13 protein-coding genes are annotated in these 13,166 nt (G+C 66.4%); 3 read left to right on the top strand and 10 right to left on the bottom strand.

Translation table 11 applies throughout. The annotated features are described in order from the left end of the window. Positions 1–5 precede the first annotated feature (5 nt). The 6 genes from M4J39_RS19055 to M4J39_RS19030 form a co-directional block, all read right to left on the bottom strand. The gene (locus M4J39_RS19055; RefSeq protein ID WP_251730068.1) at positions 6–671 is read right to left on the bottom strand and encodes a spermidine synthase; all 666 of its coding nucleotides are present in this window, start codon (positions 669–671) and stop codon (positions 6–8) included. Positions 672–1,077: 406 nt separating this feature from the next. Next, positions 1,078–1,893, bottom strand: coding sequence for an APH(3')-I family aminoglycoside O-phosphotransferase (locus M4J39_RS19050; RefSeq protein ID WP_256469821.1), 816 nt, complete (start codon positions 1,891–1,893; stop codon positions 1,078–1,080). Positions 1,894–1,937: 44 nt separating this feature from the next. Then, positions 1,938–2,168 (bottom strand): tautomerase family protein, encoded by a 231-nt coding sequence (locus M4J39_RS19045; protein ID WP_251730067.1) that lies wholly within the window; start codon positions 2,166–2,168, stop codon positions 1,938–1,940. A 120-nt stretch (positions 2,169–2,288) separates the two neighbouring features. Further along, positions 2,289–2,741 (bottom strand): hypothetical protein, encoded by a 453-nt coding sequence (locus M4J39_RS19040; protein ID WP_251730066.1) that lies wholly within the window; start codon positions 2,739–2,741, stop codon positions 2,289–2,291. A gap of 160 nt (positions 2,742–2,901) precedes the next feature. After that, positions 2,902–3,501 (bottom strand): invasion associated locus B family protein, encoded by a 600-nt coding sequence (locus tag M4J39_RS19035; RefSeq protein WP_251730065.1) that lies wholly within the window; start codon positions 3,499–3,501, stop codon positions 2,902–2,904. Positions 3,502–3,503: 2 nt separating this feature from the next. Further along, positions 3,504–6,311, bottom strand: a complete 2,808-nt coding sequence (locus M4J39_RS19030; RefSeq protein WP_251730064.1) for an autotransporter domain-containing protein — start codon at positions 6,309–6,311, stop codon at positions 3,504–3,506. Positions 6,312–6,763: 452 nt separating this feature from the next. On the opposite strand from M4J39_RS19030, the gene M4J39_RS19025 reads away from it, so the two are divergent. Then, positions 6,764–7,594 carry a helix-turn-helix domain-containing protein gene (locus M4J39_RS19025; RefSeq protein WP_251730063.1) on the top strand — a complete coding sequence of 277 codons (831 nt, stop codon included), beginning with the start codon at positions 6,764–6,766 and terminating at the stop codon, positions 7,592–7,594. A gap of 6 nt (positions 7,595–7,600) precedes the next feature. On the opposite strand, the gene M4J39_RS19020 is transcribed toward M4J39_RS19025, so the two are convergent. Together M4J39_RS19020 and M4J39_RS19015 are read right to left on the bottom strand one after the other, a co-directional pair. Next, positions 7,601–8,179: a LysE/ArgO family amino acid transporter gene (locus M4J39_RS19020; protein WP_251730158.1), complete on the bottom strand. Its 579-nt coding sequence runs from the start codon at positions 8,177–8,179 to the stop codon at positions 7,601–7,603. A gap of 119 nt (positions 8,180–8,298) precedes the next feature. Continuing rightward, complete coding sequence (locus M4J39_RS19015; RefSeq protein WP_251730062.1) at positions 8,299–9,474, bottom strand: serine hydrolase; 1,176 nt, start codon at positions 9,472–9,474, stop codon at positions 8,299–8,301. Between the two features lie 66 nt (positions 9,475–9,540). On the opposite strand from M4J39_RS19015, the gene M4J39_RS19010 reads away from it, so the two are divergent. Both M4J39_RS19010 and M4J39_RS19005 read left to right on the top strand, forming a co-directional pair. Next, positions 9,541–10,167 (top strand): TetR family transcriptional regulator, encoded by a 627-nt coding sequence (locus M4J39_RS19010; RefSeq protein WP_251730061.1) that lies wholly within the window; start codon positions 9,541–9,543, stop codon positions 10,165–10,167. Between the two features lie 78 nt (positions 10,168–10,245). Beyond that, positions 10,246–11,136: a LysR family transcriptional regulator ArgP gene (locus M4J39_RS19005; protein WP_251730060.1), complete on the top strand. Its 891-nt coding sequence runs from the start codon at positions 10,246–10,248 to the stop codon at positions 11,134–11,136. Between the two features lie 63 nt (positions 11,137–11,199). Here the strand turns inward: M4J39_RS19005 and M4J39_RS19000 are convergent, their stop codons facing one another. Further along, positions 11,200–12,516 carry a hypothetical protein gene (locus tag M4J39_RS19000; protein WP_251730059.1) on the bottom strand — a complete coding sequence of 439 codons (1,317 nt, stop codon included), beginning with the start codon at positions 12,514–12,516 and terminating at the stop codon, positions 11,200–11,202. Continuing rightward, a complete protein-coding gene (locus M4J39_RS18995) occupies positions 12,507–12,929 on the bottom strand; it encodes a hypothetical protein (protein ID WP_251730058.1) in 423 nt (140 codons plus the stop codon). The genes M4J39_RS19000 and M4J39_RS18995 overlap by 10 nt, the downstream gene beginning before the upstream one ends. Positions 12,930–13,166 lie beyond the last annotated feature (237 nt).

Raw genomic sequence — 13,166 nt, 5'->3', positions numbered from 1 at the left:
CTTCCCTACTTGATCGCCACCCAGATCATGTGCCGCGCGCCGCGCTTCTTGCCGGCGCGCGTCGGTACCTCGGTCACCGTGAAGCCCACCTTCTTGAGGCGGCGGGTGAAGGCGGGGTCGGGCGCCGACGACCACATGGTGAAGACGCCGCCGGGCTTCAGCGCCTGCAAGGTCGCGGTAAGGCCGGCGGTGGAATAGAGCGCGTCGTTGCCCTGCCGCGTCAGTCCCTCCGGCCCGTTGTCGACGTCGAGCAGGATGGCGTCCCAGGTGCGGGCGGCGGCGCGGATCACCACGCCCACATCCTCCTGCCGGACGATGACGCGCGGGTCGTCAAGGCTGCCCTCGAACACCTCGGCCATCGGTCCCCTGGCCCAGTCGACCACCTCCGGCATCAGCTCGGCCACCGTAACGCGGGCGTCAGGGCCGAGCGTGCGGAGCGCCGCGCGCAAGGTGAAGCCCATGCCGAGGCCGCCGATGAGGACGCGCGGCTCCGGCCGGCCGCCGAGTTCGGCCGTCGCCAGCGTCGCCAGCGCCTCCTCCGAACCGGAGAGCCGCGAGTTCATCAGCTCGTTGGTGCCGAGCATGATGGAAAACTCGCTGCCGCGCCGCATCAGCCGCAACTCGACCCCGTCTTCGGTGGCAACGGAGCCAAGCTTTACCCAGGGAAGCATGAGAAACACCCGCTGTTGAAAGAAGCCGGCACCCTACACGAGGGAGCGGCGGACGGACAGGGCTGGAAATCCGGGTGATGCCGATGGAAAGCGGCGCCCTATATGGATGGTGCGCCCCATCCTGCCTGAGGTCCTGGCCTTCGCCAGGATGACAGCATTATATATAGATATAACAATCGGTTAGATGGAGTTCTCCTCTCATCGCGCTGTCATCCGCAACGCTTGCCGCTCATGCGGCATCAAGCTGTATGGCGCGCACTCCAGCTATTTGCCCTTTCTATCAAGTTGTCATCCTGGCGAAGGCCGCTTGCATTCGCGCGCGAATGCAAGGTGGACCTCAGGCAGGATGGAGCGAGCCGCCGATATCGGTCTCCCATCAGCCGCTCGCCGACCGCCCAAAGCGACCCTAGAACAGCTCGTCCAGCATCAGGTGGAACTGCAGCTTGCGCCGGTTCGGCTCGGCGATGCCGTAGGCGCGAAACAACCGCCGCTGCATGGCGGGGCCGAATTCGTCGAGGCAGTTCCAGAGGATGGCGAGGTCCTGGTAGCGGTCGGCGATGCCGGCCCGGCCGACGTCGATGCAGCCGACCACGGCGTGCCCGTCGACGATCAGGTTGTCGAGCGAGCAATCGCCGTGCGCCACCACCGGATCGGGGGCGAACGGCAGAAGGCCTTGCAGCCCCTCCCACACCGCCTCGGCCGTCCAGCCGGTCCGTTCCTCGTCGAAGTCGTCGGCGTCGACGCGGCCGGCGTCGATGCGGGCGCGGGCGATGGCGAGGCGGTGGGCGTGGTCGCCGGTGAAGGGGCAGTCCTCCACCGGGATGGCGTGCAGGCGGCGAAGGAAGGCGGCGAGCGCGTCGACCACGGCCGGACGGCCGGCGGGGTCGGAGGCCAGCACCTGATAGGCCGTGCGGCCGGGAATGGCCGTCGTCAAGAGCCAGGCCTCGTCGGCCGTGCAATCGAACCGGACGAGACGCGGCACCGGCAGGCGGCCGGCGAGCCAGCGCAGCCGCGCCATCTCCTCGGCGATGGCGTCGGCCACCGCGTCGCGGCCATGCTTGAGGTAGAGGTCGGGCGCGCCGGGCTTGCCCGAAAGGCGATAGACGGCGGCGCCGGCCTCACCGATGCTGTCGCGCGCCCAGGCATGGCCCGCCACGTCAGGCGCCATGCCGGCGGGAACGGCCACCGCCGCGCAAGGTTCTTCCCGATCGCTGTCGATCATCTCGATTCCAGTTGAGGTCCGGAGGCCGGCGGGCTGGGCGCCCCTCAGTCCGGCTTGTAGCCCGGTCTCTTGTAGAGCCGGTCCATCTGCGGCTCGATCTCGGTGCGATAGACGGCGGCGGTCCAGTCAGCGGCCGGCACGTCCTCGATGGCGACGGAAACGGAGCTTTCCTTGCAGCCGGCGCCATCCATGATGGCCTTGGTCACCAGCTCGGTCAGCCGCTGCTTCTGCTCTTCGCCCCGTCCCTCGATCATCTTGATGACGACATGCGGCATGACTGTCTCCTTGGCAAACCTCCCCCGAAAGCGGCGAGGCGAAGCGAAAATCGAAGCGCTGGCCGGCCCTCCTCCCGCGATCACAGAGGTTTTCCGGCGACTCAGGCTGACCGACAGATCTTAAAGCCTCACCCAGATCTTTCGCACCGGCTTTCCGAGGCAATCGCCGATCCGCCTGTCCTGGTCCTCCGTCGTATCTTCCATGAGAAGGGGATTGAGGGCTTCAAGGGCGAAGCGACCGAAGGCGGCGGGCCATCCATAGCGCAGCTCGTTGAGCGAAACATGGGCGCCGCAGCAGGGCGCCACAAGGTCGAGCTCGGTGAACCCGCTGGCAAACGACGCCTCCATGGCCCCATTCCACCAGGGCCAAGCGTCGGCTCCGCAGGCGTTGCACGCCACGCCCGACCAGCTCTCGCCGGGATCGTAAAAGCGCACCTCGTCCTCGAAGTTGGCTTCGACGCTCTCTGCCTTCGGCGCCATGGCGCGCAACAGCGCAACCGCCTTCTCGGCATTCTCGGAAGACGGCTGCCAGAAAGGATCCTTCGGAACGTAACGCAGAATGCTGTCGGACATCGGGGCTCCATCGCTGTGGGGGTGCGGACACGGCGCGCATGCGCCGGCATACTGCCCCGTTTGGACGCCTCATGCCACAGGATACGACAAGACCGGTGGCGCCCCGCGCGTTCCACAGGCCTCGCATGATATTGATATCAAAGGAAAATCCGAGCGACGACTAAGGCTTGTCCGCCTTCTGGCCTTCGAGCGCGGCAAGCGCTGCCGCGAAGCCCGTCCATGACAGGGTGATGGCCACCGTCCGTCCCTGCGCGTCGATGAAGCGCAAGGCGCCGGTCTTTTCCTTCTTGGCCGCCGCGACCAGGGATGCCTCGGCATCGGCCTGGGCGAAACAGCCGCCGGGCACGCAGCGCCTGAACGACAACGCCAGCCCCGGCCCAGCATCGGCGCCGGTCTTGGCGGTGCCGAAAACGCCGACGCGGCCGGGCAGCGACACGTTCACCGGCAGCACGGCGGTGACCATCATCTGGTCCGCCGCCAGCGTTTGATAGCCGAAAGCCAGTCTGGCCACCGGCGCCGCCCCCCCATCGGCGACGATGGTCTGGACGATCTCACAGCTCGTCGTCGGCGCGGCGTCGGCCTTGGCGTCAGCGTCGGCGGAGGCCGCCAGGCCAGAGCGGGTGCAATGCAGCACCCAGTCGCCATAGGTCGCCGTGCTCTCCTGCGGCTGCGTCTCCGCCCGCAGGTCGCCGGGCGCCAGCCCGACCGCCACCGCCAGGGCCAGCGTCAGCCGCCCCGAAGTGCGCCTCCCGCTCCCCATGATCAGAACTGGACCTTCAGCCCGGCATTGCCCGTCACGGACCAGCTGTCGTCGGTGTAGCCGGTGGCCGACACGCCACCGAACAGCGTGGCGTTCGCATCCAGCTTCAGCTCGGCACCGAGACCCACTCGACCGCCGAACTGATTGCGGTCGCCCATGGTGGAAACCGTGAGATCGGTGCCCGACAGCGACGCGTTGAGGTCGGCGTCGCCGAGATTGTAGGTGTCGAGCGCTGCGGCGGTGACCGACAGCGTGGCCACCTTGCCGCTCTCCAGCCGGTGCGCCTTGCTGATCTTCAGTTCGAAGGCGCCCTCGACGGCCTGGGTCGAACGGTCGTCATAGGAAAGGTTCATCGTCGAGCCGGTTTCGGTGTAGCCCTGGAACGAGCCATAGGTGTAGCGCACCGAGCCGCGCGGCGTCAGCGTCCAGCCGCCCGACAGGGCATAGGCACGCGACAGGGCGATCTCCGGCGAAACGAACCAGCCGTCGTAACTGCCGCGGGCCGTTTCCGTGCCCGAGTTGACCTCGCGCGTCGTGTCGGCGAACATGCCACCGGCGATCACCGAGGCGTCGAGCGTGAAGCTCGACAGCGGCTGGCGCAGATAGACACCGGCGAAAACCGTATCGCCACTGGTCGTCGCCGTGTTGTCGCCACTGTGGTTCGTGAGCTTGCCGAGGCCGCCCATTACGCCGACGCGAGTCTTGTCGAACATGTGGTCGACGCCGAAGGCCACGCCGAAGTTGTGCGCCGACGTGTCGGAATAATCGTCGTGGCTGACGCCGCCGAAGGCGCGCATCCAGAACAGGTTGCCGCGCGGATCGACCGCCAGACCGTCGCCGACCATGGTCGAAATGGCCTTCTGGCTCTCGCTCTTTTGCTCGACGTCGTCATAGGCCAGGGCGATGCGCGACGAGATGCTGCGATCGACGTCAACCGACAGCACGTCGGCCGTCACCGTGGCGACGGACGAGGTGATCGTCTGCACGCTGGTGAACTGCGAGGCCGTGGTGCCCGTATCGACCACGTTGATCTTGCCCGAACTGCCGGCGGCGTTGGAATAGAGCACCGTCTGGCGTGTGTTGCTAAGCGTGACCGTGTTGCCGCCCTCGAGGTAGTAGGCCACCGGGATGGAGAAGCTGCCGTCGCCGAAGCTGGTCGTGTTGCCGGTGGTGAGGCTGTAGTCGACCACATTGCCGAAGCTGGCGCCGGACAGAATGGTCAGGCGGTTGCCGCCGGCGGAGTAGTGGATCGCCGCCAGGTCGCCGTCGATCGAGCCTGAGGTCGTGATCGCGCTCGTGTACCCGCTGGAAAGCTCGATGCCAAACCGGTTGCCGTCGATGGAGCCGGTGTTGATCAGCGAGCCGCCGTTCAGCGTCACCGTATCGGTTGCGTTCGACACCGCGCCCGTCACTCGCAGCGCGCCGCCGTCGTTGACGGTAAAGGCGTTCTGCGTGAAGCTCGACGTATCGACCGACAACAGGCCGCCGTCGACCGTCACCGCGCCGGTGTAGGCGCTGTAGTCGCCCGTCAGGCTGGTGACGCCCGACAGCGACTTGATCGTGCCTGCACCGGTAACGGCGGAACTGAAGGTGTAGGCGCTGTCGGTGTGGTTGAACACCAGCTTGCCGGTTCCCGCCCCGAACGCCAGTGTGTCAATGTTCAGCTTGCCGGCCGACGTCGCCGTCTGGCCCTCGGCGGCACCGACGACGACCGTGCCGGTCGCCCCCGAGACGGCGGCGACCTCGACCGTTCCGGCGTTCAAGGCGCCACCGTTGGACACCGTGAGGCTGCCGGGTCCCATGTTGCCGACGTAGACCGTGCCGTTGGCCTTGAGCGTCGAGCCCGCGCCGGTGACGATCAGCTCGCCGGCCGAGCCGGTATCATAGGCCACCACCAGTTCGCCCGAGACGGTGACGCTCGCCCCCTCCGAGACCACGGTCTTTCCAAGGTTGCCGTAACCGACATAGAGGCCGTTCTTGAGCGTCGCCGTGGTGCCGCTGCCGGTCACGGTGAGGGTGCTGGAGGAACCTCCGGCATAGGCAAGCACCACGGCATCCTCGACGGTGAGGGACGAGCCACCGGAGACGGTGATATCGCCGGTGGCAGCGTAGGCGCCCGCGACGATCTGCCCGCCCACCGTCACATTCGAGCCGGAGGTGATGTTGAGGTTGGCCGTGACGCCATCGGCGTTACCGACGAAGACGTGGCCGGTGAGGTTCGCGGTCGACCCATTGGCGATGTTGACGGTGCCGGTGCTGTTGTCGCCGTTTCCGATGATGAGCTGGCCGGAGTTCAGGACGTTGAGGGTGCCGTTGTCGACCTCAATCGTGCCGGTCGAGCCGGCGCCCTGCCCCACGGCGACGTGGTAGTTGGTCTCGAAGGTGCCGCCGTTGGAGACGGTGAGGATGCCGGTCGCGCCATCCTTGAAGCCGACGTTGGTCCAGCTGCCGTCGGTACCTTCGACCACCAGCTTGGAGCCCGCCCCGGTCACGGTCATGGTGGAGGTGACGCCCGATGTCCAGCCGACGGCGATGGCCGCGTATCCCGTGATCGTGCTGGTCAGCGTGGCGCCGCCCGAGATCACCAGCGAGCGCGGTCCGTAGCCAGGGGCGTTGACCGAGTTGATATCGGTGGCGATCGTCGCCGACGACGTCGTCACGTTATGTGCCCCGTCGATCACGAGGTCGCCACCGTTGAAGTTGCTGTCCCAGTTCTCGTAGACGTTGAACTCATTGTTGAGGTTGCCCGTCCAGTTGGTCTCGGCCAAGGCGGCCGGCGTCGTCACCAGCACCAGCGCCGTCGACGCCATCAGTGCGCGGGAAAGACCAAACCTGCCAACAGAAGAACCCGTCCTACGACCGTCGATAACGCCGCGACCCATCATAACCCCCGAAAACAGCCCATGGCGGCGCCCACCCAAACGCAAAGGCGCCGAATGTTGGGGAGACGAATCCGCTTATCGTTGATTAGGGCATGCTGCCGAGCCGGCAGTCTTTCGCCAAACGCACAAAAACCTTTGCCAATCGCAGAAAGGCTCGGGAAAAGCGATGGTCCTGTCGCTTTGGCGACCAAAACTTGAGTATGATAAAAGGGAAATAAGGGACTGTTTTCGTGGACAATATTTTCCAATGGGACAATTTTATTCAACTTATAAGCGCAAGTATTGTCAACGAGTCCCAGATCATCCGAAAGCATAGCGGCCGATACGAGTTTGCTTCCAAAACGTTATCGGAGAGTGAGGGCGAGGGCACACTAAGCTTCGTGCGAACGCCCGATTGCGCCATCCTGATAGCCGACTGCGCCTTCCACCAGGATCGGCACTACGAAGTGAGCGACGACGGCCTCGTTCGCTTCCACTTCAACTTCGACGTCTCGATCGACAGCCGCGCCGACGACACGACGGTGGCGGAGATCGTCAACCATAGTGCTGGCATCCTGATGATGCAGCCAGACCGGATGATGGCCGATCACATCCCCAGGGAGCGGCGGCAGAGCTTCGTCACCATCGCCTGCGACCCGCGTTGGCTGTCGGACTTCTTCAACTTCCGCCTGGAAGACCATGTCGAACGCCAGGATCGGGGCGACGCCCCGTTCCTGTACCAGGAGCTGGCCTTCACCCAACCGATCCGGAAGGTGATCAATACGATCGCCGCCCAGCCGGTGAGCGGATTGGGTGGCGCCCGCATCGTCACGCTGGCGCAGAAGGCGCTGCTTCTCTCGCTTGAATGTCTAGCCGACGACCACCGGCAGCGGCCGGCGCGGCTGTCGCCGGGTGACATCGTTGCCATAGAGCAGGCGCGCGACATCCTTCTCAGCAACCTCGCCGCCCCGCCGAACATCCAGGCGCTCAGCCGGCGGGTGGGCATCAACCGCACCAAGCTGCAATACGGCTTCCGCGACCTCTACGGCATGTCGGTCATGCAGTTCGCCGAGAAACAACGGATGGAGCGTGCGCGCGTCCTGCTGCGGGATACCGACATGTCGGTGTCGGCGATCGCCCTCGAACTGGGCTACGAGCACGCGTCGAGCTTCTCGACCCGCTTCCGCCACTATTTCGGCCACCCTCCCCGCCTCATCCGCGTCCAGCGCTGAAGAGGGTCAACCGCCCAATACCAGACTCCCCGCGATCGCCCACATGATCGCGGCGATGGCGCCTTCGAGGAGCCGCCAGGCGGTTGGCTGGGCGAAGATCGGGCGGAGCCTGGCCGCGCCGTAGCCGAGCGAGAAGAAAAAGGCGAAGGACGAAGTCATGGCGCCGAGCGCGAACGCCGCCTCGCCGCCGGGATACTGGGTGGAGATGGTGCCGAGCAGCACCACCGTGTCGAGATAGACATGCGGGTTGAGCCAGGTGATGGCGAGGCAGGCGATGAGCGTCGGCATCAGAGGCGTCGCCCCGTTGTCGCCGGCGACATCCAGCGCGCCGTGCGATTTCAGCGCCGACATCAGGTTTCTGAGACCATAGAAGCCCAGGAAGGCGGCGCCGCCGAAGCGCATCACCGGGTCGAGCCAGGGCAGCCCGGCGGCAATGCGCGAGAAGCTGCTGACGCCCAGCACGATCAGCGCCACGTCGGACAGCGCGCAGGTGAGGCACACGGCGAAGACGTGCCCGCCCTTCAGCCCCTGCCGGAGCACGAAGGCATTCTGCGCGCCGATGGCAACGATCAGGCTGAGGCCCATGCCGAGCCCGGCAAGATAGGGTGAAAGATAAGCCGAGAAATCCACGTGTCGCCCCCGTTCGGTGCGTTTCCACTATCCGCACCAAACGGATTAGACAAATTAAAGATGCTTAGCTTGAGTTAGCCAGACTGATCCGCCTCGACCTGCCGGCCCCGCCCGTAGACGGCGTCGCGGATCTCGACCGGAAAGGCGCCCGCGCCGGCCATGCCCTCGAAGGCGGTGTTGGTCAGCGCCACCACGGTCAGCGCGTTGGCGCGGTCGACGAACCAGCTGTGACCATAGGCGCCGCCCCATTGCAGCGTGCCCGCCGCCTGCGGCGTGCCGGTCGGCGCCGGGTCGACCAGCACGGCCCAGCCATAGCCGAAGCCCCAGCCCGGCCCCTGCGTCTCGGCCTCCGCGCCGACCTGATCGCTCGCCATCCGTTCCACCGTTTCGGCGCTGAGAATGGGCGCGCCGCCCGTGCGGATCGCCTCAAGAAACGTGAGCACGTCGCCGGCCGTGCCCGCCATGCCGGCGCCGCCCGACGGGTAGGACGCGGCGTCGAGAATGCGCGACGGCGCGAAGCTGGCAAGCGTGTCGTAGACCGGCACCCGCATGCCCTCGGTCATCGTCACAGGCTCGGGCGTGCCGTCGGCGTAGGCCTTGGCGAGACGCCCGACGTCCCGGACGCCAAAGTCGGTGTCGGCGAGCCCGAGCGGCGCCGTCACCCGGTCGCGGACGATCTCCGCAAGGCCCCGCCCCTCCAGCACTTCCAGCACGCCCCCGAGCACGTCGAGGCCGAGCGAGTAGCGCCAGCCCGCACCGGGCGTAAAAGAGAGCGGCGCCGCCGCGAGGCGCGCGAGGTTGTCCCGGAGCGACAGGCCGGGCTGGTCGAGGCCGTCCGAGATGTTCAGCCGATGATAGGCGCTGTCCGCCGGCTCCAGGAACCCATAGCTGAGGCCGGCGGTGTGCGTCAGGAGCTGGTGGATGGTGATCACCGGCACCGTTCCGTCCGGCAAGGCGGGGCGAAAGTCCGGCAGCCAGCGTGTCACCGGCGCGCCGAGGTCGAGCCGCCCGTCCTCGACGAGCCGCATGGCCGCCGCCGTTACCAGAGGCTTGGTGATCGAGGCGATGCGAAAGATGGCGTCCTCGCGCATCGGCACCCCCGCCTCGCGGTCGAGATGGCCGGCGGCGCGGCGGTGGACGATCTCGCCGCCCTTTGCGACGAGCACGACGGCGCCGACGATGCGCTTCTCGGCCAGCGCCCTGTCGATGGCCGCATCGATGCGGACGGGGGAAATTGGGGAGAGACTCATGGCGGGCAATCTCCTATAATCACAATGACCATTCCCGAATAACCCAGGCGCGACGGTATTTCTAGAGTGACCATTGTGAAAAATGAAGGGCAAGCCACGCGGCGCGGCCGACCGCGCGCCTTCGATCGCGACGCGGCGCTGGAAAAGGCCGTGGAAACCTTCTGGCGGCACGGCTACGAGGGCACGTCCATCGCCGACCTCACCGAGGCCATGGGCATCACGGCGCAGAGCCTCTATGCCGCTTTCAGCTCGAAGGCCGACCTCTACCGCGAGGCGCTCGCCTGGTATCAGGCCCACGTCGGCAGCCTCGGCGCCGACCTCGGCGAGGCGGGCGACGTAGTGGCTGAGATGGCCGCCCTGCTCGCCGGCTCGGCGCATGCCTTCACCCGCCCCGGCCGGCCGCGCGGCTGCATGGTCTCCACCTCGGTGCTGACCTGCGCCCTGGAGAACGAGCCGATCGCCCGCCACGTCCAGGGTCTGCGCGGTGCCTCCATCGACAGGCTCAGGGCGCGCATCGAGCGCGGCATCGCTGAGGGCCAGCTGAAGCCGACCACCGATTCCCAGGCGCTTGCCCGCTTCATCGGCGCCATGATCCAGGGCATGTCGGTGCAGGCGCAGGACGGCGCGTCGGAGGCCGCCCTCAGCGCCATCGTCGGCCACGCCGTCGCCGAGATCGGGCGCCACCGCGCCTGACCACATCCGTTGCGTCCGGCGACCGGCAGGGATTAGATGAACTGATCCGCTTTCGCTCGGTTCAGCAGGGCTAATCCGATGATCGACTATTCCGCCGCCCTCGCCGTCGCCGCCATCGTCCGCACCGGTAGTTTCGAGAAGGCGGCGCGGCAGCTGTCGGTCACGCCGTCGGCTATCTCGCAGCGTGTGCGGCAGCTGGAGGAGCGGCTTGGCGCCGTGCTGGTCGAGCGCGGCACGCCCTGCACCGCCACCGAGAAGGGCGCCTGGCTCTGCCGCCACGTCGAGCTGGTGGGCATGCTGGAAAGCGACCTGATGGAGCGCCTGCCGGGCCTCGGCGATCCCCTGTCCGGCCCCGTCACGCTCGATATCGCCGTCAATGCCGACAGCCTGGGCACCTGGTTCATGCCGGCCGCCGCCGCCTTTGCCGAGCGGTCCAACACGCTGCTCAGGATCGCCGTCGACGATCAGGACCACACGGCCGACTGGCTGAGGCGCGGCCGGGTAGTGGCCGCCGTCACCTCGCTGTCAAAGCCGGTGGCCGGCTGCAAGACCAGCCCGCTCGGCCGCCTGCGCTACCACGCCACCGCCAGCCCCGCCTTCATGGCCCTCCACTTCCCGGACGGTGTCACCGCCGAAGCGCTGGCCCGCGCCCCGGCCCTCACCTTCAACCAGAAGGACGGGCTGCAGCAGGACTGGGCGCGCCAGACGCTGGGCGCCGCCGACCCCGGCCCCACCCACTGGCTGCCCTCGACGCAGGGCTTCGTCGACGCCGCCCTGCTCGGCATGGGCTGGGGCCTCAACCCCACGGCGCTGGTCGAGGGCCACCTCGCCGCCGGCCGCCTCGTCGAGCTGGTGCCCGGTGCCAGCCTCGACGTCACCCTCTACTGGCAAGTGAGCCGCCTCGTCTCCGGCCAGTTCCCCGAGCTGACGCAATCCGTGCTGGAGGCGGCGAAGAACGCGCTGGAATGAGGAGAGCCGCGACCGCCACTCGATAGCCGTGTGGAGGGCGACAAGACAGCCGCCCGAGGCCAGTCAGGCCGCGTTGACGTCAAAATCCTCACCCAACTCCTCAAGCGGGAGGCGATGGTGATTGACCAGCAGAGTTCGGATCGTGAGCGGGGATACGTCGAAATGCTCCGCAGCGTCGCGCTGCCCCTCGGACGAGTAATCGCCCCCCAGAACGGCCTCGACCTCATCGAACGGGCTCAGGAACTCGGCTGCGAAGGCTCGCTGCATTTTCTGCCGGTAAGTACTGGCGCGCGTTGCGGGAAACAGTCGGTTCGCAGGGGACGCAAGCAGACGATCGCCGAGCAAGCGGGCAAGTTCAAAGCGTCGACCTTCATGCCATTTGGACCGCAGGATCAAATGGCCGGCATCTCTTTCATCGTTGATGATGAAGGACAGGTTGGCCTGCCGATCTTGCCGAGACTCCAGCGCGGCAGCCGGCACGCCAGCCATATCCGCCAAGCGCCTATTGGAAATCGGTTGTCCGTCCAATCTTTCCTGCTCGCGTAGGGCTCGCGCCGCCAGCGCCCCCACAAGCCAGGCCGGCCGGTCCTCCGATGGCGCAAGTCCATCGCGCACACGAAGGCGCACGGCGTCTCGAGGCGACGCCTCGAACCCGCTGTCCCTCGCAAGGCGTCTGAGTTCGGCGAGTGCCGGAGCGTCTCCGGTTTGGGCACGAGCGGCAGCAATCTCCTGGATCGCATCGATCCCCGCCTCGCGACCATCGGAAAGCAGCCGCTCGACGATGGCCGGATCGGCTTCATCCGGATCCTCGCCCAGCAAAGCCTCCAGCTTTCGTCTGGCGGCAAGATCGGGTGTCCGTCTCTCCTCGCTCAAGCTCTCGAATATGGCGTGGAAGTTGGTGCAAAGGGTGCGCTGAGCGTCGAGCCGATCGATGACCTGGGCGAAAAACTCGTCAAGGCCGGCCTCGAACTGTCCGGCAGGCAGCACGGCGGCGTAATCCGAAATGTATCGCAGCGGCGTATCGGGACGCTCGGAGGTTGGGCGGGAAACGAGCGCGGTGCGCTCACCATCGGAGAAAAAGGAGATATTAGGCCAGATGTAGCCTTGGCCGATGGTGGCCATGCAGTGGCTTTGCGCCCACTCCCGCGACGACGAGCGCGGTTCCCAGCGGAGCCGCCACCAGTTCCAGGCCAACCATTCGGCAAGGTGGTAACCGGACAGATAAGGCTTGGTTCTCAAACGATTGGCGAGATAGTCCTGCCCTTCGGTCATCCAGCGCTCGTTGATCCGGAGGCCGATGGCGCCGAAGCACGCCCGCTCCTCCGCCGGCGCGCCCTGCAAGGCCTCCCAATCGATCTCGATACGCCAACTTACCGGCATCGCCGCTTCCACTCGGTGGCTATGTAGTCTCGGACAGCCTGTTCGTGCTCCAAGGGGTAGCCATGGTACCGACCGGGCGCATCGGGATCACACTTGGCTTCGTACACCACGCCGTCGGCCGCCACTGTCCATACGTACTTGGGAAAGCCGTTCTCAACTCGGCTGACCATCCTGGCACGAATCCCCTGTTCAAGCAGTTCCTGCGCCTCACTGAGGCGGACCGGCCGCAACACATCACACAAGGACTTGGTCGGAACCGGGTTGGTCCGCTCGAAGCCGTAGTCGAGCGGATAGCGCTTATGATGTCCGCTACCCACATAACGGGCCTGGGCGATCAGGGACTCGACCTGCTCGTCAGAAACCCTTTCCGGCTCCTCAACCCGCCGTTTCGGATTGTTTCCTTGTCGTGCCATGCGCCCACCTGTCCATACCCGACAATCGCATGGGCAGGGCAAAAAGTCATTGACAGAAATGCGACTTCCATTACTGCGCGAAGGTTCCGGCATCAGGTTGATCAGGTGAGGCCCGAACAAGAACAGCCGCCTCCGTGGTCCGGAAGCGGCCGCCTTGAGTATTGTTAGCGAAACTATGACCTTCGGCTGACGCCCTAGTACTAAAATAACGCGGGAACGCGTTCTCTCCCCTCGCCC

The organism is Pleomorphomonas sp. NRK KF1, assembly GCF_023721755.1.
GTDB lineage: Bacteria > Pseudomonadota > Alphaproteobacteria > Rhizobiales > Pleomorphomonadaceae > Pleomorphomonas.
The sequence above is the reverse complement of the archived record's forward strand: the minus strand, read 5'-3'. Positions and strand labels throughout refer to the sequence as shown.